At 73.7% G+C, this 25,365-nt stretch carries 22 protein-coding genes; 10 read left to right on the plus strand and 12 right to left on the minus strand.

From position 1 onward, the window contains the following. Positions 1–70 precede the first annotated feature (70 nt). Complete coding sequence (locus OFY01_RS23895) at positions 71–622, minus strand: DUF1707 and FHA domain-containing protein (RefSeq protein ID WP_266603184.1); 552 nt, start codon at positions 620–622, stop codon at positions 71–73. 174 nt (positions 623–796) lie between these two features. On the opposite strand from OFY01_RS23895, the gene treZ reads away from it, so the two are divergent. After that, positions 797–2,542 carry a malto-oligosyltrehalose trehalohydrolase gene (treZ, locus tag OFY01_RS23900; RefSeq protein WP_266603185.1) on the plus strand — a complete coding sequence of 582 codons (1,746 nt, stop codon included), beginning with the start codon at positions 797–799 and terminating at the stop codon, positions 2,540–2,542. A 73-nt stretch (positions 2,543–2,615) separates the two neighbouring features. Here the strand turns inward: treZ and OFY01_RS23905 are convergent, their stop codons facing one another. The 4 genes from OFY01_RS23905 to OFY01_RS23920 all read right to left on the minus strand — a co-directional run bounded on the left by OFY01_RS23905 (position 2,616) and on the right by OFY01_RS23920 (position 6,532). Next, positions 2,616–3,539 carry a phosphotransferase family protein gene (locus OFY01_RS23905; RefSeq protein WP_266603186.1) on the minus strand — a complete coding sequence of 308 codons (924 nt, stop codon included), beginning with the start codon at positions 3,537–3,539 and terminating at the stop codon, positions 2,616–2,618. Positions 3,540–3,545: 6 nt separating this feature from the next. Beyond that, positions 3,546–4,673, minus strand: a complete 1,128-nt coding sequence (locus OFY01_RS23910; protein ID WP_266603187.1) for an aminopeptidase P family protein — start codon at positions 4,671–4,673, stop codon at positions 3,546–3,548. A 190-nt stretch (positions 4,674–4,863) separates the two neighbouring features. Then, complete coding sequence (locus tag OFY01_RS23915; protein ID WP_266603188.1) at positions 4,864–5,520, minus strand: PDZ domain-containing protein; 657 nt, start codon at positions 5,518–5,520, stop codon at positions 4,864–4,866. Positions 5,521–5,668: 148 nt separating this feature from the next. Next, positions 5,669–6,532, minus strand: a complete 864-nt coding sequence (locus OFY01_RS23920; RefSeq protein WP_266603189.1) for a LysR family transcriptional regulator — start codon at positions 6,530–6,532, stop codon at positions 5,669–5,671. A gap of 105 nt (positions 6,533–6,637) precedes the next feature. On the opposite strand from OFY01_RS23920, the gene OFY01_RS23925 reads away from it, so the two are divergent. Then, a complete protein-coding gene (locus tag OFY01_RS23925) occupies positions 6,638–7,396 on the plus strand; it encodes a CTP synthase C-terminal region-related (seleno)protein (protein ID WP_266603190.1) in 759 nt (252 codons plus the stop codon). On the opposite strand, the gene cyc2 is transcribed toward OFY01_RS23925, so the two are convergent. Continuing rightward, positions 7,393–9,600 (minus strand): germacradienol/geosmin synthase Cyc2, encoded by a 2,208-nt coding sequence (cyc2, locus tag OFY01_RS23930; RefSeq protein ID WP_266603191.1) that lies wholly within the window; start codon positions 9,598–9,600, stop codon positions 7,393–7,395. The genes OFY01_RS23925 and cyc2 overlap by 4 nt on opposite strands. A gap of 165 nt (positions 9,601–9,765) precedes the next feature. Between cyc2 and OFY01_RS23935 the strand changes: the two genes are divergently transcribed. After that, positions 9,766–10,416, plus strand: coding sequence for a chorismate mutase (locus OFY01_RS23935; protein WP_266603192.1), 651 nt, complete (start codon positions 9,766–9,768; stop codon positions 10,414–10,416). A 339-nt stretch (positions 10,417–10,755) separates the two neighbouring features. Here the strand turns inward: OFY01_RS23935 and OFY01_RS23940 are convergent, their stop codons facing one another. Next, the gene (locus OFY01_RS23940) at positions 10,756–11,622 is read right to left on the minus strand and encodes a pentapeptide repeat-containing protein (RefSeq protein WP_407700410.1); all 867 of its coding nucleotides are present in this window, start codon (positions 11,620–11,622) and stop codon (positions 10,756–10,758) included. Between the two features lie 101 nt (positions 11,623–11,723). On the opposite strand from OFY01_RS23940, the gene OFY01_RS23945 reads away from it, so the two are divergent. The 5 genes from OFY01_RS23945 to OFY01_RS23965 all read left to right on the plus strand — a co-directional run bounded on the left by OFY01_RS23945 (position 11,724) and on the right by OFY01_RS23965 (position 18,599). After that, positions 11,724–12,497 carry an alpha/beta fold hydrolase gene (locus OFY01_RS23945; RefSeq protein ID WP_266603193.1) on the plus strand — a complete coding sequence of 258 codons (774 nt, stop codon included), beginning with the start codon at positions 11,724–11,726 and terminating at the stop codon, positions 12,495–12,497. Between the two features lie 95 nt (positions 12,498–12,592). Continuing rightward, positions 12,593–13,831 (plus strand): cytochrome P450, encoded by a 1,239-nt coding sequence (locus OFY01_RS23950; protein ID WP_266603194.1) that lies wholly within the window; start codon positions 12,593–12,595, stop codon positions 13,829–13,831. Between the two features lie 179 nt (positions 13,832–14,010). Further along, positions 14,011–14,886, plus strand: a complete 876-nt coding sequence (locus OFY01_RS23955) for a hypothetical protein (RefSeq protein ID WP_266603195.1) — start codon at positions 14,011–14,013, stop codon at positions 14,884–14,886. 25 nt (positions 14,887–14,911) lie between these two features. Further along, the gene (locus tag OFY01_RS23960) at positions 14,912–16,957 is read left to right on the plus strand and encodes an ATP-binding protein (protein WP_266603196.1); all 2,046 of its coding nucleotides are present in this window, start codon (positions 14,912–14,914) and stop codon (positions 16,955–16,957) included. Next, positions 16,944–18,599, plus strand: coding sequence for a hypothetical protein (locus OFY01_RS23965; protein ID WP_266603197.1), 1,656 nt, complete (start codon positions 16,944–16,946; stop codon positions 18,597–18,599). Before OFY01_RS23960 ends, OFY01_RS23965 begins: the two co-directional genes overlap by 14 nt. A gap of 103 nt (positions 18,600–18,702) precedes the next feature. On the opposite strand, the gene OFY01_RS23970 is transcribed toward OFY01_RS23965, so the two are convergent. From OFY01_RS23970 to OFY01_RS23995, 5 genes are all read right to left on the minus strand, one after another. Next, a complete protein-coding gene (locus OFY01_RS23970) occupies positions 18,703–19,374 on the minus strand; it encodes a class I SAM-dependent DNA methyltransferase (protein ID WP_266603198.1) in 672 nt (223 codons plus the stop codon). A gap of 210 nt (positions 19,375–19,584) precedes the next feature. Continuing rightward, complete coding sequence (gene msrB / locus OFY01_RS23980) at positions 19,585–19,992, minus strand: peptide-methionine (R)-S-oxide reductase MsrB (RefSeq protein WP_266603199.1); 408 nt, start codon at positions 19,990–19,992, stop codon at positions 19,585–19,587. Between the two features lie 16 nt (positions 19,993–20,008). After that, complete coding sequence (gene murC, locus OFY01_RS23985; RefSeq protein WP_266603200.1) at positions 20,009–21,427, minus strand: UDP-N-acetylmuramate--L-alanine ligase; 1,419 nt, start codon at positions 21,425–21,427, stop codon at positions 20,009–20,011. 115 nt (positions 21,428–21,542) lie between these two features. Further along, positions 21,543–22,016 (minus strand): indole-3-glycerol phosphate synthase, encoded by a 474-nt coding sequence (locus OFY01_RS23990; RefSeq protein ID WP_266603201.1) that lies wholly within the window; start codon positions 22,014–22,016, stop codon positions 21,543–21,545. A gap of 133 nt (positions 22,017–22,149) precedes the next feature. Beyond that, the gene (locus OFY01_RS23995; protein ID WP_266603202.1) at positions 22,150–23,001 is read right to left on the minus strand and encodes a pyrimidine reductase family protein; all 852 of its coding nucleotides are present in this window, start codon (positions 22,999–23,001) and stop codon (positions 22,150–22,152) included. On the opposite strand from OFY01_RS23995, the gene zapE reads away from it, so the two are divergent. Next, the gene (gene zapE, locus OFY01_RS24000) at positions 23,000–24,166 is read left to right on the plus strand and encodes a cell division protein ZapE (RefSeq protein WP_266603203.1); all 1,167 of its coding nucleotides are present in this window, start codon (positions 23,000–23,002) and stop codon (positions 24,164–24,166) included. The genes OFY01_RS23995 and zapE overlap by 2 nt on opposite strands. Positions 24,167–24,234: 68 nt before the next feature. Beyond that, entirely contained in the window at positions 24,235–25,131 is an 897-nt protein-coding gene (locus OFY01_RS24005; protein WP_266603204.1) for a TroA family protein, read from the plus strand. The last annotated feature ends 234 nt before the right edge of the window (positions 25,132–25,365 follow it).

Genomic DNA, 25,365 nt, shown 5'->3' on the forward strand with positions numbered 1-25,365 from the left:
GGAACGCGGCCCGGTCCACCCGAACGGGCGGTGGGGGCCGTTCGGTCGGCGGACACCGGCCGGGGGCGGGTCAGCCGCTCGACAGCCGGAACGACATGCGGCCGAAGGAGACCTGGTCGCCGTCCCTGACCACCGCGGCGCCGATCACCCGGCGCCCGTTCACCGACGTGCCGTTGGTGGAGCCGAGGTCGCGCAGCACCCACATGCCGCCCTGCGAGGAGAGTTCGGCGTGCACCCGGGAGACCGTGTCATGGCTCAGCCGCAGCCCGTTGGCCGGATCACGGCCGATGCGCAGCGGGCGGTGGCCGCTCACCGGCGGCAGCATCAGCTTGGGCAGCCGCTCCACGGTCCACGCGCGGCGCAGCCTGACCGTGAGTCCGGAGACCGCGGCGACGGCGTCGACCATCGCGCGCGAGCAGCGGTTCTCGGGGCGCAGGTCGGCGGTGAGCGCCGCGAGTTCGTCGGACCGCCGGGCGGCGAGGGCGAGTTCCACGCGGCGCATGAACGTGTCCTGCGAGAGCCGGCCCAGCGCGACGCCGTCCCTGAGCACTTTCAGCGCACGGTCCCGCTCGGCGTCGCAGAGCCGGGCCGGGTAGGCGCTGTGTTCGAAAGAGGGCGTCACGGTCTTGATTGTCCGGGAGCGCGGCCGGGGTGTCCAGGAAACACCGGCGCCCCCGTGGGATCTCACAAAGTGCGGCCTGACGGCGGCGTTTTCCCAGCGGAACGATCATCCGTGACGCACCATGGAAGGGTCGTCACTGTCGGCCGTCGTACGGTCACGAGGGGGAACACGTCCGTGCAGTTCGAGGTGTGGGCACCACAGGCCGAGCGGGTCACGCTCCATTGCGACGGCGCCACGCGCGCGTTGGAGCGCGATCCGTGCCGCGCGGGATGGTGGGTGGGGTCGGCGCGGGCGCGCGACGGGTCCCGGTACGGGTTCGCGCTCGACGACGGTCCCGTGCTGCCGGACCCGCGCTCGCGCCGTCAGCCGGACGGGCCCGACGGGCTCAGCGCCGTCGTCGACCAGGACCGGTTCGTGTGGTTCAACGACTGGGCGGGTCGCGACCTCTCCGGAGCCGTTCTCTACGAGCTGCACGTGGGCACGTACACGCGGGACGGCACCCTGGACGCCGCCGCGGAGCGACTTGAGCACCTGGTCGACCTGGGTGTCACCCACGTCGAGCTGATGCCCTTGTGCCCGATGCCGGGGCGGCACGGCTGGGGGTACGACGGGGTCGCGCCGTGGGCCGTGCACGAGCCGTACGGCGGACCGGAGGCACTGAAGCGCTTTGTCGACAAGGCGCACGGGCTCGGCCTGGGAGTCGTCCTCGACGTGGTCCACAACCACCTCGGTCCGTCCGGCAACCACCTGGCCGCGTACGGCCCGTACTTCACGGACACGCGGCACACTCCGTGGGGCGACGCGGTCAACCTGGACGAGGCCGGCTCCGACGGCGTACGGGACTACTTCGTCGGCAGCGCGCTCGCCTGGCTGCGCGACTACCGGCTCGACGGGCTGCGCCTGGACGCCGTCCACGAGCTGCACGACCGGCGCGCCCTGCCGTTCCTCGAGGAGTTGTCGGCGGCCGTGGACGGGCTCGCCGCGGACCTGGGGCGGCCCCTGTTCCTGATCGGCGAGTCGGACCTCGCCGACCCCCGTCTGATCACGCCGCGCCAGGAGGGCGGCCTGGGCCTGCACGCGCAGTGGAACGACGACGTCCACCACGCCGTGCACGCGGCGGTCACCGGTGAACGGCAGGGATATTACGGAGACTTCGCGCGCGAACCGGTGGCCGCGGTGGCGAAGACGCTCACGCACGGGTTCTTCCACGACGGCACGTACTCGACGTTCCGGGGCCGCCATCACGGTCGGCCGCTGGACCGTACGCGCACGCCCGGGACGCGCCTGGTGGCGTACACGCAGACGCACGACCAGGTCGGCAATCGCGCGCAGGGCGACCGGCTCGCGGCCACCGTCTCCCCCGGGCTCCTCGCCTGCGCGGCGACGCTCGTGCTGACCGGGCCGTTCACGCCCATGCTCTTCATGGGCGAGGAGTGGGCGGCGAGCACGCCCTGGCAGTACTTCACCGACCACACCGATCCCGCTCTCGCGGACGCCGTGCGCAAGGGGCGCAGGCGGGAGTTCGCGGCGCACGGCTGGGCCGAGGAGGACGTGCCCGATCCGCAGGACCCGGCCACGCGGGAGCGGTCCTGCCTCGACTGGGCGGAGCGGGAGTCGGGCGACCACGCGCGCGTACTGGCCTGGTACCGGGAGCTCATCGCCTTGCGGCGGGCCCGTGCGGATCTGCGGGATCCGGACATGGCGGCCGTCAAGGTGGCCCACGACGAACAGGCGCGCTGGATCGCCTACCGGCGCGGTGACCTTCGGGTGGCCGTGAACCTGTCGGGGACGGCCGTGTCGATCCCGCTGGGGCGGCCTGTGCTGGATGTGCTGGCCGCCTGGGAGCCGGTCTCCCCGCCGGGCGCCGACGGGCTGTTGGTCGTTCCGGCGGAGTCCTGTGTGGTCGCCGTGGCGCCGTAAGGGTGGGCTCGCGTCGGCGGGGGTGTGTCCGTGGCCGGTGGCGCCCGCTCGGCGGCGGCCCGCGCGCCGCGCCTCATCCGTCCGAGACGAGCTCCAGGAGGATCGGCTCCCACGCACGCTCCAGCTGCGTACGCGGCAGCGCCCGTGGACCGGTGGTGTCCGGACCGCGCGGGACCGCGGCCAGTCGGATCAGGACGTCACAGCGGGCCAGCCACAGGCCGCGCAGGCAGATCCGCGCGCCGTACCCGGCCAGCGTCGCGGAGCGCACCGCCGCCCGCGCGCCGACCGCGACGGCGAGGCCCGCGATGTCCTCGGCCGGGTCGCCGACGATCGCGTCGGCCCAGTCGAGGACGCCGCGCACCCGGCCATCAGGCGACACGATGAGGTGCTCGCCCTTGAGGTCGTGGTGGACGAGGACGGCATCGGCGCCGGAGCCGAGCTGGGCGACGGCGTGGGCCGTGAGCTGCTTGAGGCGGGCCGCGTCGAACTCGCCCTCCTCGTCGAGGCGTTGTGCCGCGGGGCCCGCCTCGCGGCGCAGGTGGTCCAGGGAGCGCGGCAGCACCTTGGGCACGCCGAGCGGCACCACCCGCGCGGTCCGGATGTCGCGCAGGGCGCTCAGCAGTCCCGCGAGGTCCTCCTCACCGCCCGCGGTGACGTCCCTGGCCTCGGCGGTCTCACCGGGCAGCCGGGTGTCCAGGGTGTACGCGAGACCGGGCGCCCACTCCCCCGCGGCGACCGACGACGGTACGGGGACCGGGACGTGGGGGCGCAGGAGGTCGCGCAGCCGCACCTCGCGGCGCAGGCGCGTGGAGACGGAGCCTGACGTAGCCAGGCGCAGCACGTGACCGGTCCCCACCCACCAGGTGTCGTGGACGAGGCCCGCGCCGGCCGGTCGCACCTCGGCGCGGCGGCCGGGCAGCAGGGTGGCCACCAGGCGGCGCACGGCCTCCGTGGTGGGCGCCGTGGTCGGTCCGGTCGGCTGGGGTGTCGGCGGCATCGCGGCTCAGCCCACGATCGCCATGTCCCGCGCGGTGGCGTTGAGGCGCCTGCCTCCGTCCTCGGTGACGGTGACGATGTCCTCGACACGGACGCCGAACCGGCCGGGCAGGTAGATGCCCGGTTCGACGGAGAAGCACATGCCGGGGACGAGCGGCTGCTCCTCGCCCTCGATCATGTAGGGGGGTTCGTGGGTGGTGACGCCGATGCCGTGCCCGGTGCGGTGGATGAAGTACTGGCCGTACCCGGCGTCGGTGATGACCTTGCGGGCCACGCGGTCGACGTCCTGGCAGGCGATGCCGGGGCGTACGGCCTCGCATGCGGCGGTCTGCGCCTCGCGCACGACGTCGTGGACGCGCTGCTCCTCGGCGGTGGGTTCGCCGACGTGGACGGTGCGGGTGGTGTCGGAGCCGTAACCGTGTCGGAGGCCGCCGAAATCAAGGACGACCATGTCGCCCTCCTCGATGATCCGGTCGCTCGCCTCGTGGTGCGGGTTGGCGCCGTTGGGGCCGGAGCCGACGACCGTGAAGTCGACCTGGGAGTGGCCGAACTGCCGCAGCAGGTGGGCGAGCTCGCGGGCGATCTCGTTCTCCCTGCGCCCGGCGAAGGGAACTCTCCGGATCTCCTCGTACGTTGCGTCCGCAGCGGCTCCCGCCGCCGCCAGGCGCTCCAGTTCGGCGGCGTCCTTGACGGCGCGCAGCATCGGCAGCGCCTCGGTGAGGGAGACGTACGAGCTGTCGGGCAGAGTCCGCTGCAGGCCGAGCAGGTGCATGGCCCAGGCGTTGTCGCTGACGCCGAAGCGGCCGGTGGTCTCCAGCAGCGGGGCGGTGACGCCGTAGGGGTCGGTGCCGTCGGTCCAGTCGCGCAGGGTCATGGCGTCGGCGCCGGGGGCCGCGGCGGCGTCCGGGGCCTCCAGGGTCGGCACGACGAGCGTGGGCTCGCGGCCCGCGGCGAGGACGAGCACAGTGAGGCGTTCGGTGTCGGCGGGCACGTGGTAGCCGGTGAGCCAGACCAGATCGGGGCCCGGCGCGACGAGCACTCCGGCGAGTCCGGCGTCGGCCGCGGACCGCGCGGCGCGGTCCATGCGGGCCTTGTAGTCGGCGGCGGTGAACGGCGCGGGTGTGCCGGTCGTCATCTCCAGGGCCTCCTGCCCTACGGGCGGTCTCGGGGTCCACGCGGTCGCGGGCCCACGGGCAGCATCCTGCCCGTCCGGCGCGGACGGCGCGAGTCCGCCTCGCTCGGCGGGTGGCGGCCGTACGGGCGGCGGCCGGGTCCCGGTACGCGGCCGGTCCGGGGTCCGCGGCCGGTCCGGTCCGGGGCGGGTGTCAGGTGATGACGCCGGGGAGGGCGGACAGCTGCTGGCGGCCGCCGCCGCTGTGCCGGACCGTCAGCGCGAGGGGGCTCCCCGGGTGGGCGGCGGCAACGGCCGCCGCGAGGTCCTTCGCGGAGCCGATCCGGGTGCCGCCGAGGTCGAGGAGTACGTCGCCGCGGACCAGGCCCGCGGTGTAGCCGGGCCCCGGGACGTGGACGGCGACGACGAGCGCGCCGCCGTCGCCCGGCGCGTCCACCGCCTCCACGCCGAGGCTCACGCGGGCCGCCGCGATCGCCGGGGGCGAGGCCGGGGGCGGCGTGGTGGCGGGGCCCGGCTTCGGGGCGGTGCTGCCCGCCGAGTGCGAACCGGGCCTTTGCCCCGGTCCCGCGTTCGCCTGCTGCCGCGCCTTCTGGAGCGCGGCAAGCCTGCTCATGCCGATCACGGTGGCGCCGACCGTGCCGAGGCCCACGCCCGCGAGCACCAGGACGAGGGCGCACCCGACGCCGAGCACGGTGCTGACCAGGCGCTTGCCGCGGCGGCGTGCGGCGTGCGGGCGGCGGCGCGCGGGCCCGCGGGCCGGCGCGGAGCCGGCCGGGCCGCCGGGACCACCGCCGGGGTCGGGGTCCGGGGCTCCCGGCAGGGACTTGGGACGCAACGCCGTCTGTTCCATAGCTCGCTCGCTTCCGGTCCACGGAACGCCTCGGCCACAGCCCTACCCTCGGCGCCCCTGCCCGACGATCCACGAACGAGTGAGAGTGGACGATTCCGCTCGATTTTCCCCTCTTCGCGTCTTGGGGGGGGCGGGCTCGGCGGCCGGGTCAGACCTCGGCCAGTACGCGCGCGTACTCGGCCGCGGGACCGCGCAGCTCACCCGCGTGGACGAGCTCGACGCGGTGGACGACGCGGGGTTCGGTCAGCGGCACGGCGACGGCTCCCGGCGCGTGCGCGGCCACGCTCGCGGGCAGCACCGTCAGGCCGTGTCCCGCCGCGGCGAGGGCGAGCAGGGTGGCGACGTCCGTGCCGTCGTAGCGGAGAGCGGCGCGCAGGCCACCGTTGCCGAGGGCGGCGCGCAGCTGGTCGAGCGGGAGCCCGGCGCCCGGCGCGTCGAGCCAGCGGGCGTCCACGAGGTCGGCGAGGCGCAGGCCGGTGCGGTGGGCCAGTGGATGGCGGGCGGGGAGGACGACGTGGACGGGTTCCTCGGCGACGCCGCGTGTGGTGAGCGGCGCGACGTCGGGCAGTCTCAGCGGGTCGCTGGGCGCCGCGACGCCGTCGACGAGCCCCACGTCCGCGGCGCCCGTGGCGACCTCGGCGGGCACGGCGTCGCGGCGCAGCACGCGCACGGTCACCCCGGCGAACGGCAGCGACGCGGCGGCGCGCTCGCGCAGCGCGGTCGGCGTGGCGGCGACGGTGAGGCCCGGTTCGGGCGCGGCCGCGGTGCGCCGCACGTCCACGCGCGCGGCGTCCAGGCGCAGCAGCAGTGGCCCCGCGTGTTCCAGCAGCCGTCGACCGGCCGGGGTGGGGGCGACCGGCCGGCGGGTCAGGAGGGATGCGCCGAGGTCCTGTTCGAGCGCGGCGATGTGCTGGGAGACGGCGGACTGGGTGTAGCCGAGCTCGTGCGCGGCGGCCGAGAAGGAGGCGAGGCGGGCGACGGTCACGTACGTGCGCAGCAGATGCGGGTCCATGCGCACAGGATCGCTGATCCACGTGGGCCCGCATCAGGCACACTTATGGAGAGTGCAGTCTTCATCGTTGGACGTGAACGGGTGCCCGCGCCGACGATGGAGCGCATGAACACCGCAGAGCACCGCCCCGGGCGGTCCCCGGCCCGTCTCGCCCTCGTCGGCGACCGTTCCCCTCATGTCGTCTCCCACACCCGCGTCCCCGTGCTCCTCGACGCCCTGGCCGCGCGTGAGCGGCTGGTGCTCGACGCGTACTGGATCGCGTCCGAGGACGCCGGGCGGCCGGGCGCCGTCGACGGGTTCGACGCGGTGTGGGTGCTGCCGGGCAGCCCGTACCGCAGCGAGGCCGGAGTGCTCGCCGCGATCCGCACCGCGCGCGAGCGGGGCATCCCGTTCCTCGGCACGTGCGGCGGATTCCAGCACGCCCTTGTGGAGTACGCGCGCGACGTGTGCGGCCTGTCCGGGGCCGCACACGCCGAGAACGACCCCGGTGCGGCGGACCCGCTCATCGCCCCGCTGTCCTGCTCGCTCGTCGGGCACGAGGGCACGGTGACGCTGACGCCCGGGTCGCGCGCCGAGGAGCTGCTCGGCGCGGACCGCACGGTCGAGCGCTACCACTGCCAGTACGGGCCGGTGGCCGCACACCTGGGCACGCTGCGCGCGCACGGGCTGCGGTTCACCGGCACCGACACGGAAGGGCAGGCGCGGATCGCTGAACTCCCCGTGGAGCGCCACCCGTTTTTCCTCGCCACGCTGTTCCAGCCGGAGCTGCACGGCGACGGCAGCCGCCCGCACCCGATCGTCCAGGGCCTGGCCCGCGCGGCGACCGCCCACGCGGCGACCGCCGCGCCGTCAGCCGCGGGCTAGGAGGCGACCGCGGCCCCGAGCCACCCGGGCGCCACCGGCGTCACGGGCGGCGCGGGAACCGTGTCCGGCAGGAATCCGTGGGCGCGCCCGGCGAGGTAGTCGGCCCGGTAACGGTCCACCTCCCGGTGCCAGTTGAGGATGCCGGCCAGCCAGTCGCGCAGCGACTCCAGGTACGCCTCCATGCCGTCCCGCGCGGTCCGGCCGAGACGGAAGTCGTCGTACAGGACGGGCAGTTCGTGTGAGGTGATGTGCTCGAACTGCTCCATGCGCTGCGTCATGAGGTCGTTGACGACGGCGAGCGCCGACGGGTAGTCGATGCCGAAGAAGTTCTGTACGACCAGGATGCCGTTGTGGATCTCGCCCTCGTACTCGATCTCCTTCTGGTACGAGAACACGTCGTTGAGCAGGCACGCGTAGTCGACGGCCGCGTTCTCCAGCGCGCGTACCGGACCGCTGCGGTACACCTCCGGCGGGACGTCGGGTCCGTGGCCCATGCGGCACAGGCTCAGGGTGAGGTCGGAGCCGAACGTGGCGCGGCGCATCTCCAGGTAGTCGACCGGGTCGGGGACCCGGTTCTGGAGCTGGTTGTTCAGCTCCCACACCCAGCTCTCGGTCATGACGTCGACGGCGGCCCGCAGGGTGCGCCGCTGCTCTGGAGTCATCCGCGCGGTGGTGCGCCGCCACAGGTCGGCCAGGGCGCGCTCCATGGCGTTGGCCGGGGGCGGGATCTCCTCGCCGTCGACGGGCATGCAGGCGGACAGACGCCGGGTGCACGCCTTGGCGGCGGCCAGGTCACGGCGGTGGCCGAAGACCAGCGGGTAGTAGTCGTCGCCGTACGTGCCCCAGGTCAGCCACCGCGCGCTGAGGTCGAGGGCCTCCGGGGTGCCGTCGGGGTCGAGCCCGGCGGAGCACAGCGGCAGGTCGTAGGCGGCGAGCTTGTCCTCGTCCCAGACGCCCTCCGCCAGGATGCCCGTCTCGCGCGCCCAGGGCAGCAGACGCGCGCGGGCGCCTTCGAGGTCGGGGTTGAGCCGCAGCTGGAACGGCATGTGGATGTCGGGGATGCGGGCCGGGCCGACCTTCTGGTAGGGCACGTGCGTGTACGCGCGCAGCCGCTGGGCGCCCAGGTCCTTGAGGAGTCCCGCCACGTCGGCGCCGCCGACGCCCAGCCCGGTGGGGCCGTCCAGCGGCGACGCCTGGGCGGTGGCGCCCTTGTTCATGTAGCGGCTGGAGCGCATGTGCCACTCGTGCCCGCCGGACTGCCAGTCCTGCAGCCCGCGCGCGTACGCGGCGACGGCGGCGGCCTCGTCCGGTGTCAGCCCCTTCTCCAGGCAGAGCGCGGGCACTTCGGTCAGGGCGGTGTGTTCGAACTGGTGAAGGCGTGAGGTGAGCACGTCGTTGACGGTCTCGGCGGCCTCCTGGGTCGTGCAGCCGAAGAACTTCTCCAGGACCAGGACGCCGTTGCTGAGTTCGCCCTCGTCGCGCACCTCGCGCTCGTACGAGAACAGGTCGTTGCGCAGGTGCACGCCGTCGGAGAACGTCTCCATGAGGACGCGCAGCGGCCGAGACGTGGCGACGGCGGCGGGGACTTCGGCCGTCGCGTACTCGACGAGCCCGGCCGACCAGGGGGCGCCGCCGACCTTGCGGCGCATCTCGATGTACTCGACCGGGTTGGCGACGCGCCCCTCATTGATGTTCGACAGTTCCCACATCGACTCGTTGAGCAGGTGTTCGGTCGACTCGGCGAAGCGCCTGCGCCAGTCGAGCGACATGGCGGGGACGGTCCGCCGCCACAGGTCGATCAGGCCCGCCTCGACGGGGTTCTCGGGCTCGGGCACCTCCGCGTCGAGGTCCATCGGCATGAACAGCGGAAGCCGGTCGAGGTGGGCCTTGCCGGCCTCCCGGTCGTTGGTGCGCTTGTACATGTCCAGGAAGTGGTCGTCGAAGAAGAAGACCCACACGTACCAGTCGGTGACCAGGGACAGCGCGGGGCCGTCGCAGTCGGGGTGAGTGTACGCGCACAGCAGGCCGTAGTCGTGCGCGTCGAGGTCGCTCTGCTCCCAGACGCCGCTCCCCTCCAGCATGCCCATCTCGCGTGCCCACACGCTGGAATGGGCGCGGGCCTCTTCGAGGTGCGGGTTGATTCGGGCCTTGTAGGGCATGTAGAAGCGCGGCAGCTGGAACGGCTGTGAGGACTGCTGTGTCATGGGCGCGGCCCTACCCGCGCCCGTCAACGACCATCCCTGCGAGGGCACATGATCGCACCATCGCGTGAACCGATGACTGACCGGGCCTGTTCCGGGGAACGGTACGGTAAAGCCGCCCGTCGCCTGGCCGTTCTCGGCGCGAGCGCGGCGGCGCTCTGTCTGGGCTTGGCGGTCACCTCCGCGTCAGCCGCTCCGGCTTCGGAGCCGTCCCCGGCCGGGGCCCGCGCCGTCTCGCACGCCGCGCCGCGCGCGCAGGCCGCGGTCGCCTCGCTCGCGGCCGAGCGGGTCGCCCTTGCGGACAAGGTCGCGGCGGCCAAGTACGGCACGGACAAGCCCATCGACGACCCGGCGAGGGAACGGCAGATCCTGGCCGAGGTGGCGGCCAGGTCGGCGGCGCTCGGGATCGATCCGGCGTACGCGCGGGCCGTCTTCCGTGACCAGATGGAGGCCAACAAGCTGGTGCAGCGCGGCCTCTACGCCCGGTGGGACGCGCACCCGGACGAGCGCCCGACCCACCGGCCCGACCTCGCGACGCAGGTGCGGCCCGCGCTCGACCGGATCACGACCCGACTCCTGGACGCGCTGCGGGACATGGCGCCCGCGCGGGCCTCGGCGGGGTGCGAAGCGGTCCTTGAGGCGCGTGCCGCACGGGCGGCGCGCACCGACGGCTTCGACACGCTGCACGTACGGGGCCTCGCGCGAGCGCTGCCGTCGGTCTGCTCCGGACAGGCCCCGCCGCTCCGGCGCCCACCGCCCCTGGCCCCGCCGCTCCTGGGGGCTCACGCCTCGGGCGAGCGAACCCCGCACCTCGGGTGAGTCCCGCACGTCGGGTGAGCCCCTCGCCTCGGGTGAGTCCCGCACCTCGCGCGAGCCCCCGCACCTCGGGCGAACCCCGCACCTCGGATGAGCCCCGCACCTCGGGTGAGTCCCGCATCACCGGCGGGCCATGCCACTCCTGGGGTTCGCCCCTCGCGTGGGTCCCGCCCCTGCGGTGGGCCATGCGCCTGCGGGGCCCCGCCCCTCGGATGGGTCCCGCCCCTTCGGAGGACCCTGCCGCTCCGGGACCCGCCCCCTCCAGGTGGGCCCCGACCCTCCAGGTGGGCCCCGCCCCTCCAGGTGGGCCCCACCCGCCGCCACGCCTGAGCCGTTCCGTGCCTACGCCTCCCAGTGGGCGGGCCGCCGCAAGGTGGGCGGCAGCTTGGTGGTGCGGTCGCCGCGGGCCGCGTTCAGCTGGGCCTGGGTGAGGAAGACGCTGCCGGTGAGGTCGGCGCCGGCCAGGCGCGCGTCGCGCAGGTCCGCGCCGATCATGTCGGCGACGCGCAGGTCGGCTCCGGTGAGGTCGGCCGCGACGAGCAGGGCGCCGCGCAGATTGGCGCCGCGGAGGTCTGCCCCGGCCAGGCGCGCGCCCACGAGGTCGGCACCGCGGTGGTTCTTCTTGCGGCCGGTCACCTGGGCCCGTTCCAACTCGCCGGCCTTCAGGAGCAGCGTGTTCACCTCGGCCCGGATCGCCGGCACGTCGGCGGCGGCCAGTTCCTCGGGGCACGCGCGTGTGAGGCGCTCGATGTCGTCCAGGGCGCGCCGGGCGTCCCGGTGCACGGGGCGCGCGCGGCGCAGCCCCAGGACCTCGTTCAAATACCAGAGCAGTTCATGCAGTTGACGCATGACGGGAAACACCTCGGACATCGCACGCGCGCTCTGCGGCCGCTCCCGCCAGCTCACGCCGCCGAACGTCACCTGGGACACCTTCTGGCCCGCGCCGAAGCAGTCGAAGACCGTGCAGCCCGGGTAGCCCTCGTCGCGCAGCCGCTCGTGGATGCCGCAGCGGAAGTCGTCCCGGAGGTTCTGGCAGGGGTTGCCCGCGCTCTTGTCGCGCGCGAAGTCCTGCGATCTGGCGAAGGGCAGCGCCACGCAGCACAGACCGAAGCAGCTGCCGCAGTCGGCCAGCAGGTCGGGGCGGTGGCCGCGGTGCGGTGCGGTGTCGCCGGGGGCGGGCCGGGAGGAGGAGGTATCGGGCGAAGTCACGTACCCATTGTCCCCGACCGTCGCCGCGTGCCCTCTTGTGGACCGCGGCGGCCCGCGTCACGGTGTACCCGACCGTCCACCCAACACCTCCGGGAGTCGACGTGGCCTCCTTCCACCTGCCGTACGCGCTGCACGGCGACGGGCCTCACAAGGTCATCGCCGTGCACGGCTGGTTCGCCGACCGCTCCGCGTACGAGCCGGTCGTGCCCGACCTGGACCGCGACGCGTTCGAGTACGCGCGCGTGGATCTGCGTGGCTACGGGGAGGCGAAGGACGCGCCGGGCGCGTACACCACGGCGGAGGCCGCGGCCGACGTGCTCGATCTGGCAGACCGGCTCGGCTGGGAGCGGTTCTCGCTGGTCGGGCACTCGATGGGCGGCAGCGTGGCGCAGCGCGTCGTGGCGACGGCGCCGCGGCGGGTGCGGCGCATCGCGGGTGTCTCGCCGGTCCCCGCGTCGGGCCTGTCGATGCCGCCCGAGCAGCTGGAGCTGTTCGCGAGTGCGGACACCGTGCCCGCCAACCGCCGCGCGATCCTCGACGCGACGACCGGCGGTGTCCGCCCGGCGGCGTGGCTGGACCGCATGGTGGAGCGTTCGCTGGCGTGCAGCGACACGAAGGCGTTCCGCGCGTGGTTCGACTCGTGGTCGGGCGACGACTTCCATCGCGACCTGGCGGGCTGTACGACCCCTGCGCTCGCTGTGACGGGCAGCCTCGACCCGGCGCTGTCGGCGGAGCTGATGCGGACGACGTGGTTGACCTGGTTCACGCGCGGCGAGCTGGTCGACCTCCCGGTCTGCGGACATTACGCGATGGATGAGGCGCCGCTGGCGCTGATCCGGGTGGTGGAGGACTTTCTGCGGGCGGACGAGGCGTGACACGAGGGTTCAAAGACAACACGACGGACGGCACGACAGACAGCACGGCAGACGGCACGGCACGGAACACGGCACCCCGTGCGGCGAGGGCCGACGTGTTCGATCCCCGCGTGTACGCGCGCGGGGTGCCGCACGACCGCTACCAGGTGCTGCGCGACCATGATCCGGTGGCCTGGCAGGAAGAGCCCGCGGTACTCGGCTGGCCCGAGGGCCCCGGGTTCTGGGCGGTGACCCGGCACGCGGACGTCGCACGGGTCCTCAAGGACGCGTCGGCGTACTCCTCGTACCTCGGTGCCACCCAGATCCGCGATCCGGACCCGGCCGACCTTCCGTTCATCCGCGGCATGATGCTCAACCAGGACCCGCCCGCCCACGGCAGGCTGCGCCGCCTGGTGAGCCGGGCCTTCACGCCGCGCCGCGTGGAGGCGTTCACGGCGGCGGCCCGCACCCGCGCGCGCGAGTTGCTCGGCGCGGCGCTCGCCGGGGCCGCGCCGGGCGAACCGGTGGACCTGGTGGCGACGGTCACCGACGACTACGCGCTGCTCAACCTCGCCGACCTGCTGGGCGTGCCGGAGTCCGACCGGACTCTGATGCTGCACTGGACGCACCGGGTCATCGGCTATCAGGACCCCGACGAGGCCGCCGCCCCGGTGCTCGGCCCGGACGGAAAGCCCGTCAACCCACGCTCGCCGGCCGCGCTCGCCGACATGTTCGCGTACGCGGGCGAGCTGGCCGCCCACAAGCGCGACCATCCGGCCGACGACATCATGACGACCCTCGCCGCGGACCCCGAACTGACCGGCCCCGAGCGGGAGATGTTCTTCTTCCTGCTGACGATCGCGGGCAACGACACGGTCCGAAGCGCCGCCCCTGGCGCGCTCGCCCTGCTGGCCGAGGACCGGGCCGCGTACGCGGGTCTGCGGGCGGGCGAGGTCGACATGTCGACGGCGGTCGACGAACTCCTGCGCCGTCACCCGCCGGTGCTCACCTTCCGCCGCACCGCCGCCAGGGACACCACCCTCGCCGGCCACGCGATCAGGAAGGGCGACAAGGTCGTGGTCTTCCACGCGTCGGCCAACCACGACGAACGCGTCTTCGCCGAACCGTTCCGCCTCGACCTGTCCCGCACCCCCAACCCCCATGTCTCCTTCGGGGGCGGGCCGCACGTCTGCCTGGGCGCGCACTTCGCGCGGCTCCAGCTCCGGGTGCTGTACGAGGAGGTGGGGCGCGCGCTGCCGGCGCTGACGCTCGCCGCACCGCCGCGCCGCCTGGTGTCGAACTTCATCAACGGCATCAAGGGACTGCGGGTCACCGCCCCCGCGGTCACCGACTGAGCGGCATCCCCGGCCAGGCCCTCCCTGGCCCGGGACATATGCCCCAATGCCCCGGCACCGTAAGGCAGTTGTGATGCCCCAGAGGCCACCGATACCTGGTGACAGATCAGGATCGGATGTAAATTCGACCGCTCAGACACTGTGCGGTACGCCACCGCGCCTACGGGGTTGGGTTCACGATGACGCGACGCGCGGCCGCGCCCGGCCGCTACGAGGTACGGCTGCTCCTGTGGCTCCTGGAGCAGTCCGGCCGCCGTACCCGGGTGCCGGTGCCGACGGGTGACTTCGCCCGGCAGCAGAACAAGCCCGCGCTCGGCGTCACCGCGGTCGTCGAGGACCTCCAGGAGCGGGGCCTGGTCCTGGCCCACGAGGACGGCGAACGCCCGCCGCCCGACACCGAGCTGACCGCGGACGGACTCGCCCTCGCCCTCGAACTCGCCGACGAGCTGCACGACGAGGGGGCGCTGCACCGCTACACCGAGGACGCGCTGCTCGACTGGGCGAGCGAGCAGGAGCGCGCCGGGCACCGGCCGCGCCTGAAGGAGTTCTTCGTCTCCGAGCAGGTCTTCTTCCACGGCACCCCGCTCAGCCAGGGCGATGTCGAGGGCAGCGCGCGCTTTCTGCACCAGACGGGCCTGCTCGCGCTCGACGGGGAGACGGTCGAGGCGCGGGTGACGCCGACCGGGGCGGGACGGCGGTGCGCGGCCGCCGGGCAGGGCGTGTCCGCGTTCCTGACCCGTGAGCCGCCCGGCGCGGGGGCCATCCACATCGGCACCGTGCAGGGCGACTTCAACGTCACGTACGGCAATGTCGTGCACTTCGTCGACACGATCCGTGACCGGGCCGCCGGGCTCGACCTCGACGACGAGCGGCTTCGTCAGCTGATCCGGGACAGCGAGGAGCTGCGCCGCACCGGCGCCCTGCCGCAGCAGCGCGGCAGGCTGCGCGCCCTCGCCACACGGATCAGAGAACAGCTGGTCGCGGCCCCCAACTCGGTGGCCGCACAGGCCTTGTTGCAGAGCATCGGCCCCGTACTGACGAGACTGCTCGGCTGACGGCGGCGGGGCGGGGAGGAAGAGCGTGAGCAGACTGTACGGGCGGGACGTCCTGCTCGACGACCTGGTGCCGCGCCTGGTGGGGCTCGACGCGAACGAGCCGAAACTGCTGCGGCAGGCGCACCCCGACGACCCTCCCGCCCTGCTGCTGACGGGGCCGCACGGCAGCGGACGCACCGCCGTCCTCGACGCGCTCGCGCGCGCCTACCAGGCCCGTCTGCCGGTGGCCGAGGTGAACTGTGCGGACGGCGGCGACGCCACCGCGGCGATGGTCGCCAACACCTCGCCGGTCGTCGACATCCTCACCGACGCCGCCTGCGGGCTGTGCGCGCCGATCACCGGCCGCAAGCGGTTGCGGCTGCCGCGCCTGTGGACCGGACTGGCGGCCGTCTCCGCCTGGACCCGCGGCGACGCGCGCGAGCAGGGCGTCGCCCAGGCGCGCATGCAGCGCCTGCTCACCGAGTGCGGGCTTGCCGACGACGGCGACCCGCGGGCGGGCAGCTGGGCACAGGACGTGGGAGCGCTGGTCGCCCTCGGCGACCGCAGCGATCTCGCGCCGATCGCCGACGCCTGCGTACGGCTGTTCTCCGACCGGTATCTGCACCGACGCCAGGCCCGTGACGTGCAGTCCTTCTACGCGTCCCGGCTCGGGCCCGGACGCGACGCCGAGCCCCTGGCCGAGCTGTGCCGTGCCTTCCATCTCGGCGACGACCTGCGCGAGGAGTCCGAGGCGTCCCTCGCCGCGGCGCTCCTGGAGGACCTGCGCGCCCACTACAGTGGCTGGACCCACTTCAACCAGACACCACGCCCGCTGCTGCTCCTCGACGACGTGCACAGCGGCCACGGCTCCCGCCTGTTCGGCCAGTTCCTCGCCCACCGTGCGCAGGGCGCCCGCGACCCGCTGGTCCTGGTGGCCGCGGCCCGCGGCGACGCCCGCCACCGAGCGGGACCCGACGCGGCCGTGCGCACCCTGGCGCAGCTGGCGGGCGGTGCGAGCGGCTGGAGGCGGCCGGAGACCGGGACGCCGTCGGCCGGGGTCGTCGCCCTGGAGCTGCCGCCGCTCGACCGGGGCGACATCGTGGCGATGCTGATGGCCGGCGATCCGCCCCCGCGGCCCGAACTGCCGCGTGCGGTACGCCGGTTCACGCAGGGGTCGCCGCTGGGATGCGGTCTGGTGCGGGACGCGGTGGCGGCCGACCCGCGCGCCGCCGACCTGCCGGGCCACGACGTGGGCACCCTGCGCCTGGCCGGGCAGCCGGTGACCCGGCGGATCGCGGCCCGCCTGGTCCCGGACGCGGAGCTGCGTCGGGGCCTGGTGCTGTTCTCGGTGGCGCAGGACGACGGCGCGGCCCACGCCCTGGCCGACACGTTCCTCACCTCGGACGCGCAGCAGGCGGCGGTGGCGGCCGCGCGCATCCACCTGCGGACCGAGCACGGCGCGGCGGCGGACCGGCCGTTCGTCGCCGACCCGTTCCTGCGCGCGGTCCTCGTCCACGAGCTGCGGCGCCGCTCGCCCGCGCCCACCGAGGACCCGCCGCAGACGTGGGACGCCGTCCACGCGACGCTGCGCGACCACCACGCGGGCGCGGGCGACCCGGTCGCCGCGCTGCACCACACGCTCGCGCTGGGCGACGCGGACGAGGCGGTGCGCGGCCTGACCGACCTGTTCGCCCCGCCGACCACCGCCGAGGAGTGGCTGCGCCACCTGTGGCACGTGGCGTCGGCGCCGCATCCGCCGCGCCCCGAGTGGGCCGAGGAGTGCCGCCGGATCGCCCGGGGCGCGCCCGGCACCGAGTCGGCCGGCGACTACGTACGGCGCTGCGTGCACCGCCTCACCCACGCGGTGTGGCTGGCGGCGGACCCGCTGACCGCTCCGGACGGGACGCTGTGCGGACGGATCAAGTGGGAGCTGGAGCAGCTGTCGGGCCGGCACGTCACGGGGGCGGGCACGCTGTTCGACGCGGCGCAGGAGTGGCACGACGAACTGCGCGAGCTGCGCACACCGCCGTCCGCGCTGCCCGCCCAGGACCGGGGCCCCGGCCCTGGAAGGAGCCACGGTGAGAGTCATTGACGTGTTGGTCCGCCCCGCGCTCTGGCTGGGCCGGACGGTGTTCGTGCGACCGTTCACGCGGCTGCGGGGCCGCCCGCCGGGGCCCGCGGAGAAGGGCCTGGCGGGCCTGGTGGCGCTGGCCCTGGTGATCACCGCGGCCGCCCTGACGGTGCCCGTGCTCACCAAGGGCGACTGCTCGCACGGTCTGGAGGAGCGGCAGGGCGAATGCGTCGGCCTGGTGGACGCCACCTACAGGACGCCGTCGTTCAAGCCGGGCGCGCACGGACCCGATCCCCGCTTCGCCCCTCTGGTCGCGCTCGTGGCGAAGGAGAACCAGCGGGTGCGGGACGCCTGGGAGCATCCCGGGGACGAGGACCGCCGCAAGCCGTACGTGAAGGTGGCGCTGCTGCTCCCGTTCAACCCGTCGGACTCCGGCGCGATGACCGCGGAGCTGATCCAGCACTCGCTCGCGGGCGCCTACGCGGCGCAGCGCGCCGCCAACACCGCTCAGACCGGTGTGAACTTCGAGATGCTGCTCGGCAACCTCGGCACGGACCTGTCGCTGTGGCGCCCGGCGGTCGACCGGGCGACGGCGATGACCGGCCCGCAGAAGCCGAAGGAGGGCGACGCCCCCCTGGTCGGCGTGATGGGCCTGCCCAACAGCGTGCAGGCCACCGAGGACGCGGCGCGGGCGCTGTCCGACGCGGGCGTCCCGGCGGTCAGCGGCGTCCTCAGCTCCACGGACATCGCGGCGGACACGCTGTTCAAGGTGGCGCCGAACAACCGCAACTCGGTGGACGCGCTGGAACGTTACCTGGCGAAGAACCCGGGGCGTGGCCACGGCTACCTGGTCTGGGACTCGCGGGCCAAGGACAAGTACGTGACCAACACCAAGAAGGAACTGCTGAAGACCTTCGGCAGGAAGTACCAGCTGGGCATCCGGCAGAACTCGTACGTGGGCACCATGGGTCCCTACGAGGGGGCACCGCATGCCGTGGCGGCCGCGGCGGAGGGCATCTGCCGGACGGATTCGGACACGGTGTTCCTGGCGGGCCGGGACTGGGACCTGCCGTACCTGGTGCAGGCCATCGCCAACGATCCCGAGTGCCGCAGCCGCACGACGAAGGACCCCATCCGGATCCTGCGTGTGTCGACCGGGCTGACGTCCCGGCTCACCACGCCCGAGTCCCGGAGGCACATGGAGCAGGCCGGTGTCGTCACGCTCAACGCGGCGCCAACCGACGGCCCTTCGTGGCGCGCGGGCCAGAACGCTCCCGGTCAGTTCGGCCCGTTCGCCGCCGTCATGGAGAAGGAGGCGGGGCTCAAGGGGGCCGCCCTGGACGACGGTTACGCGATCATGCACTACGACGCGTTCCGCGTGCTGAGCCAGGCCGTCGACGACGCGCGCAAGGAGCTCGCGGCCCGGCGGCTTCCGTCCGAGCAGGACGTCACGAACGTCATCAGGAACATGCGGATGCTCCCCGGCGACACCTGCCAGGGCTGTGTGCGGGGAGCGAGCGGCGACTTCGGCTACACGGCGGGCAACGGCAACTGGCCGGTCTGCAAGGCCGTCCCGGTCGTCGAGTTCCCCCGCCCCAAGGGCTACCGCCCGCCGAAGCCGTACCGCACGGACCAGGCGGCGAACGGTTCCTGTCCGGGGTGACCGCCCTGCCCCTGGCGCGCCCGGCAGGACCACGGCCGGCCGGACGGCGGCCCGGCAGGACGAGCGGCCCGGCAGGACCGTGGTCCGGCCGGGCGGCGGAGACTCAGGGGCGGCGGCGCGCCAGGAGGATGACGCCCAGCTTGCTCTCCGCGGAGGTCAGCGTCCGGTGGCTCTCGACGTCGAAGCCCGCCGCGTCCAGCCACTCGCTCATCCGGCCGGGCCGCCGCTGATGGACGTGGACCCTCATCGGATGCCCCCCGTAGCCCGAACTCTTGAATCGGGACTCGTCGCCGACGTGAAAGCTCACGATCAGCGGCCCTCCCGGTCTGACGGTCCGGTGGAAGTGCGCAAGGACGGAGGGCATCTGCGCGTCGGGCACGTGGATCGTCGAGTACCAGGCGATCAGGCCGGTCAGCGAGGCGTCGTCCAGAGCGAGTCGCGTCATGGAGCCGAGCTCGAACCGCGCGCCGGGATGGTCACGGCGGGCCATCTCCAGCATCCCGGGCGACAGGTCGATGCCGAACACGTCGACGCCCAGTCGCCGCAGATGACCGGTGATCCTCCCGGTGCCGCACCCCACGTCCGCCACCGGCCCCCCGCCCCGGGCGCGCACCAGGTCGGCGAAGTGCGCAAGGACCGTGCGCTCCTCGGGCGTCTCGTCCAGGAGGTGCCGTGTCAGATCCGCGTAGTCGGCGGCGACGGTGTCGTAGGAGGCCCGTGTGTCGGCGAGCCAGCCGTCGGAGTCGTCCGCCCCCGCGTTCGTTCCCCGCTCCATGTCGGGCAGCCTATCCGGCGTCCTCCGCGCACCGAGCCGCCTCGCCCAAGCTCGGGCCATGCCCACCCTCACGCCCCCTTGTGCGGGCCGCCGCGGCCGAGGCGAACACGGTGTCGCGGCGGGTGCTGGCGAAGGCCGGCTTCACCGCGTCCGGCCCGGCCGACCCCGCCGGCCTGGGCGGAGAACCGGGCACCTGGTACGAACGCCCGCTCAGTCCCCGTCCGGCTCAAGGCGCAGCGACACCGAGTTGATGCAGTACCGCTGGTCCGTCGGCGTCGGATACCCCTCGCCCTCGAAGACGTGACCGAGGTGCGAGCCGCACCTCGCGCAGCGCACCTCGGTGCGGACCATCCCGTGCGAGCGGTCCTCCAGGAGTTCCACGGCGGTGGAGTCCTTGGGGTCGTAGAAGCTGGGCCAGCCGCAGTGGGACTCGAACTTCTCCGTCGACGTGAAGAGTTCGGCGCCGCAGGCACGACAGGCGTAGACGCCCTTGGTCTTCGTGTCGGTGTACTCACCGGTGAAGGCGGGTTCGGTGCCGGCCTGGCGGAGCACCGCGTACTCGGCCGGGCTCAGCTCCTCGCGCCACTGCTCGTCCGGCTTCTCCACGTCGTACGCCATGGGGATCTTCTCCTTGTCAGCGCTTGGCCAGGTCGTCCAGGATGCGCGGGCCCAGTTCGGTGACGTCGCCCGCGCCCATGGTGAGAACGAGATCGCCGGGCTTGGCCATTCCCGCGAGCATCGACACGGCGGCCGCCTTGTCGGACTCGCCGTGCACGTCGGCCCCGGCCGCGCGGGCCGCGTCGACGATCAGGGCGCTGGTGATGCCGGGGATCGGGTCCTCGCGCGCCGGGTAGATGTCGAGGACGACCGAGGCGTCGGCCAGGGCGAGGGCGTCGCCCATCTCCTTGCCGAGTTCCTGGGTGCGGGAGAAGAGGTGGGGCTGGAAGAGGACGAGCAGGCGGGCGTCACCGGCGGCGCCGCGCATCGCCTCCAGGTCGGCGGTCATCTCGGTGGGGTGGTGGGCGTAGGAGTCGATGACCTGGACCGAGGCGGCCTCGCCCTTGAGCTGGAGGCGGCGCTTGACGCCCGTGTACGACTTGATGGCGCCGGCCAGGTCCGCGGCGGGGATGCCGAGCGCCGCGCCCGCGGCGAGCGCCGCCACGGCGTTGTGCGCGTAGTGGCGGCCGGGGACCGAGACGGTGAAGGTGAGCGGCGCGCCGTCGATGAGGACGGTGACCTCGCTGGTCAGGCCGCGGGGGGTGACGGCGGTGATACGGACGTCGGCGTCCTGCGACTCCCCGTACGTGACGATCGTGAGGCCCGATGCCTGGGCCGCCCCCGCGCGTACGCGGCGGGTCAGCTCCGCTGCGCCCGGGTGGTCCGCGGCGACGACCAGGGTGCCGCCCGGGACGATCTTCGAGGTGAACGTCTCGAAGGACTCGTAGATCTCGTCCATCGACGCGTAGTTGGCGTGGTGGTCGAGCTCGACGTTGAGGACGATCGCGACTTCGGGCCGGTACTTGTGGAAGCTGCGGTCGGATTCGTCGGCCTCGGCGACGAAGATGCCGCCCTCGCCGTGCAGCGCGTTGGAGCCGGGGGCGTCCAGGTCGCCGCCGATGGCGTAGGAGGGGGACAGGCCCAGGGAGGTGAGGGACACCGCGAGCATCGACGTCGTGGTCGTCTTGCCGTGGGTGCCCGCCACCGCGATCGGGCGCAGGCCGTCCATGAGGGAGGCCAGCGCGTCGGAGCGGTGGACGACCGGGATGCCGAGCTCCTTGGCGCGGGCCAGCTCCGGGTTGTCCTCGCGGATCGCCGAGGAGACCACGACGCAGCTCGTCTTGGGGCAGACGTGCGCGGCGTCGTGCCCGATGTGGACCGTGACGCCGAGCGCGCGCAGCGCCTCGGCCGTGGCGGAGTCACGGGCGTCGCTTCCGGCGACCCGGGCGCCGCGCTGGGCGAGGATCTTGGCGATGCCCGACATCCCGGCGCCGCCGATGCCGATGAAGTGCGGTCGGTCCATGTCGGAGACGGACTGGGGCAGGCCGGGTGCCATGCGCTTTTCTCCCCTGGGTTCTCGGGTGTGCGGCTCCGCGGACACGTCGAGCGCGGAACGGGTCAAGCCTATTGCCTCGGTCCGTGCCGCCACGCACCCCGCGCTGCGTCCGTGCTCACGCCTTGCTGTACGAGAACAGCTTCAGGACCGGCACGCCGACCTTGTGGCGGGCGCGGGAGGCCCAGTCGCGGTGAAAGAACTCCTCGACGTAGTGCGGGTCGGTCAGGACGATCACCTCGTCCGCCCCGACCTCGTCGACGAGGGACTTGAGGGCGTTGAGCGGATGGTCCTCGACGAGCCGCCCCTCGGCGGCGCAGCCTGCCTGGTGGAGCGCGGCCAAGGAGACGTTGAGGGCCTGTTCGCCGGGTTGCGCGGCCTCGTCGCCCTCCGGGACCTCGCGCTCGCGGGCCGCCTCGTCCAGTTCGCCCATCGCGATGTCGTCGATGGCCCGCAGCAGGCGGTCCGCCTGGTCTCCGCGGGGCTGGAGCAGCACGTGGAAGGAGACTTCCTCGTCGCCGTGCAAGGTGGTGACGAACTCCACGTCGGCGGACGTCAGGGCCTTCTCGATCATCAATACGCTCGTGAACACGACGGGCGCCCTTCTTCTCCTACCGTGGGCCGCCTTTCGGCGGCCTCCTGGGGACCTGCGGAAACCATCCTGCCCCGTGCCGCCACGGGGTCTGCGAGTTTTAGTGTGCCCAGCGGAAGCGAAACGGAACGGATCATTCCGGGGTGTGTCGATTCCGACGGTATCGGGTGAAGAGGAAACCGTCCTGCTCCAGGAGAGATGCCAGCTCGAAACGTTCCGGCATGGTCATCTTCGGACCTCCGGCGATGCGTTGCGCGTCGCCCGCGGTCAGCATCGGAGACACGGTCAGACAGAGCTCGTCGAGCACGTGTGCGGCCACGAACTGGCCGAGCAGCCGCGGCCCGCCCTCCGTCAGGAGCCGGGTGAGCCCCCGCTCGGCCAGGGCCCGCACCGCGAGCGCCACATCGACCCGGGCGCCGTCGCCCGCGACGAGGACCTCGGCGCCCGCCTCGCGCGCCGCGCTCACCCGGTCGGCGGGCGCCCAGGCACCGGTGATCACGTAGGTCGGGGCCAGTGGCTCGGTGAAGAGCGGGAGGCCGAAGTCGAGGTCGAGGCTCTGGCTGATCACGGCGATCGACGGGGCGGGGCCCTGCCCGGCCGCAGCCCGGCGCGCGGCGAACGCCTCACGGGCCCGGGCCGGGCGGTACCCCTCCTGACGCACGGTCTCGGCGCCGACGACGACCGCGTCGGCCAGGCCCCGCAGCGTGCCGAAGATCCGCATGTCGGCGGGGCAGGAGATGGGCTGGGAGCGGCCCTCGTGCTGGGCGGCGCCGTCGAGCGTGGCGACCATGTTGCCGCGCAGCCAGGGGGCCCCGGCCGCCTCGGGCGGGTAGGCGTAGGCGTCGGCCAGCGCGTCGAGTGACCACTCGCCGCCGTCCGGCTCCGTCACCTCGCCCCCCGGATCACTGCCCCGGCCGGCCGTCCGGGAGACCTCGTAGCCCTTGACAGCTGCTGTTTCGTACGTCACAGGGAACAGGCGTCGCATGACGTGCAGTGTGGCACGGAGGCTAAGGTGGGGAGTTGTGTCGTCCTCAACCGAAGCCTCCGGTGCCCGCCAGTCGGGTAGTGGCGCGGGCATCAGCCCCATAGCCGACGCGGCGCCGCTGTCCCTGTGCGCCCGCGAGCCGCACGTCCCCGCGGAGCGCCTGGTCGCGGAGATGGTGCCGCCGCCCCGGTTCGACGCCGTCCGCTTCGACACGTACATACCGGACCCGAACCAGCCCAGCCAGCACCAGGCCGTCCAGATCCTCGGCGGGTTCGCCACCGGGCTCGACGGGGCGCGGGCCCCCGGGGGCAAGGCGAAGAAGAAGTGGTTCGGGCGCAGGTCCGCCGCCGTGCCGAGCGGACCGCGGGGGGTGTATCTCGACGGTGGGTACGGCGTCGGCAAGACGCATCTGCTCGCCTCCCTGTGGCACGCGACCCCGGCCGCGCCCGAGCAGAAGGCGTTCGGCACGTTCGTCGAGCTGACGAACCTGGTGGGCGCGCTCGGCTTCCAGCAGACGGTGAGGACGCTCAGCGGTCACCGGCTGCTGTGCATCGACGAGTTCGAGCTGGACGACCCGGGCGACACCGTCCTCGTGTCGACCCTGCTCGGCAAGCTCGTCGAGGCGGGCGTGGCACTCGCCGCGACCTCGAACACGCTGCCGGGCAAGCTGGGCGAGGGCCGGTTCGCCGCAGCCGACTTCCTGCGCGAGATCCAGGGCCTGTCGGCGCACTTCAGGCCGTTGCGCATCGACGGCGACGACTACCGCCACCGGGGCCTGCCGGAGGCGCCCGCGCCGTTCACCGACGAGCAGGTCACCAAGGCCGCGTACGCCACCGACGGCGCTTCGCTCGACGACTTCCCGCATCTGCTCGCGCACCTCGCGCGCGTGCACCCCAGCCGGTACGGCGCGCTGACCGACCGGCTCAGGGCCGTGTGCCTGACCGATGTCTCGGCGGTGCCCGACCAGTCGACGGCCCTGCGGCTCGTGGTCCTCGCCGACCGGCTGTACGACCGGGAGATCCCGGTGCTCGCCTCGGGTCTGCCCTTCGACCGGTTGTTCAGCGAGGAGATGCTGAACGGCGGCTACCGCAAGAAGTACTTCCGGGCGATATCCCGGCTCACGGCCCTGGCGCGCGACGCGAAGGCGCTCGTACGGGACGCGTAGGACCTGTCGGCCGGTTTTGACCGGTGCGGCGCGGAGTGTCGCGCGGGCCGCCTGGGCAGGGTCCCGGCATGGATGAACGGTCGCGTACAGCTTGGGAGTTCACCGACGACCGCGGGCACCTGGCCACCGCGCCACGGACGCCCGAGCGGGTCGTCGCGTACATACAGGCCGCCGCCGGCCTGTGGGATCTGGGGGTGCGGCCCGTCGGGTTCTTCGGCTCGTTCCACGACGGGGAGAACCCGGACCGGACCAAGGCGGGGTCCCTGCCCCTGGGCGGGGCGGAGGGCGACGGTGTCCCGTACCTCGGGGCGGGCTCCGGGCTCGCCGTGGACGACGTGCTCGCCCTGCGGCCGGACCTGGTGGTGGCCCTCACGTACGGCGGCGGACAGGTCTACGGGATCGAACCGGACCTGGCCAAGCACCTGGAGGAGCACGTGCCGGCCGTCGTCATCGACGTCGGCCGGGGCAGCTCGCTGGCCGGGGTGCGGGAGCGGTTCGCCGAGCTCGGCCGCACGCTCGGCGCGGCCGAGGAGCCGGGCGCGACGGCGGAACTCGCGCGCGCGAAGAGCGAGCTGGCGGCGGTCGCGGAGCGTGCCGGGTCGGTGCGCGTACTGGCCCTCTCCCCCGGCGGCCCGGACAGCGTGCATCTCGCACGGCCCGCCAAGTGGCCCGACCTGAGCGCGCTGACCGGTCTCGGCGTGCGGGCCGTTGAGCCGCCCGAGGGCCCCGGCGTCAACTGGTCCACCGGCACCTGGGCCGACGCCGCGGAGCTCAGGCCCGACGTGGTGCTCCTGGACGCCCGGGCGAACGCGGCGCCGCGCGAGCGGTACGCGCACGACCCGCACTGGACGTCGGTGGCCGATCACGCGACCGTGCTGCCCTGGAACCCGGAGCTCGCGCCCAGCGCCGCCGCGCACACGGCGTACCTCGGCGCGGTGGCGGAGGCGCTGCGCGGGCGGACGTGACCCGTTCAGGTCTCACCGCAGGGCCCCCAGGGGTCGGCCGGCCGGGGCAGACCTTCCGCGCGGCGCCCGAATAATCCCATTTACAGCGCTATCGTGCGCCGGGTGATCAGCTGCCCCGCTTCCGTACGCCGCTCCGTACGCCGAACCGCGCTCTCCTGCGCCCTGGGCGCGCTCGCCGTGTACCGCAGCAAGCTCACCGAACTCGATGCGCTGATCGGGGAGTTGACCGCCGTG

This window comes from Streptomyces beihaiensis (assembly GCF_026274175.1).
GTDB classification, from domain to species: Bacteria; Actinomycetota; Actinomycetes; order Streptomycetales; family Streptomycetaceae; genus Streptomyces; species Streptomyces beihaiensis.

What these genes read in the sequence shown, in the direction of transcription:
- OFY01_RS23925 (WP_266603190.1), top strand. Translation starts at nt 6,638, where the DNA reads ATGAACACCGCAGAGCACCGCCCCGGGCGGTCCCCGGCCCGTCTCGCC.
- OFY01_RS23995 (WP_266603202.1), bottom strand. Translation starts at nt 23,001, where the DNA reads ATGCGACGCCTGTTCCCTGTGACGTACGAAACAGCAGCTGTCAAGGGC.
- OFY01_RS23970 (WP_266603198.1), bottom strand. Translation starts at nt 19,374, where the DNA reads ATGGAGCGGGGAACGAACGCGGGGGCGGACGACTCCGACGGCTGGCTC.
- OFY01_RS24005 (WP_266603204.1), top strand. Translation starts at nt 24,235, where the DNA reads ATGGATGAACGGTCGCGTACAGCTTGGGAGTTCACCGACGACCGCGGG.
- zapE (WP_266603203.1), top strand. Translation starts at nt 23,000, where the DNA reads ATGACGTGCAGTGTGGCACGGAGGCTAAGGTGGGGAGTTGTGTCGTCC.
- OFY01_RS23905 (WP_266603186.1), bottom strand. Translation starts at nt 3,539, where the DNA reads ATGCCGCCGACACCCCAGCCGACCGGACCGACCACGGCGCCCACCACG.
- msrB (WP_266603199.1), bottom strand. Translation starts at nt 19,992, where the DNA reads ATGGCGTACGACGTGGAGAAGCCGGACGAGCAGTGGCGCGAGGAGCTG.
- OFY01_RS23955 (WP_266603195.1), top strand. Translation starts at nt 14,011, where the DNA reads ATGACGCGACGCGCGGCCGCGCCCGGCCGCTACGAGGTACGGCTGCTC.
- OFY01_RS23915 (WP_266603188.1), bottom strand. Translation starts at nt 5,520, where the DNA reads ATGGAACAGACGGCGTTGCGTCCCAAGTCCCTGCCGGGAGCCCCGGAC.
- cyc2 (WP_266603191.1), bottom strand. Translation starts at nt 9,600, where the DNA reads ATGACACAGCAGTCCTCACAGCCGTTCCAGCTGCCGCGCTTCTACATG.
- murC (WP_266603200.1), bottom strand. Translation starts at nt 21,427, where the DNA reads ATGGCACCCGGCCTGCCCCAGTCCGTCTCCGACATGGACCGACCGCAC.
- OFY01_RS23910 (WP_266603187.1), bottom strand. Translation starts at nt 4,673, where the DNA reads ATGACGACCGGCACACCCGCGCCGTTCACCGCCGCCGACTACAAGGCC.
- OFY01_RS23920 (WP_266603189.1), bottom strand. Translation starts at nt 6,532, where the DNA reads ATGGACCCGCATCTGCTGCGCACGTACGTGACCGTCGCCCGCCTCGCC.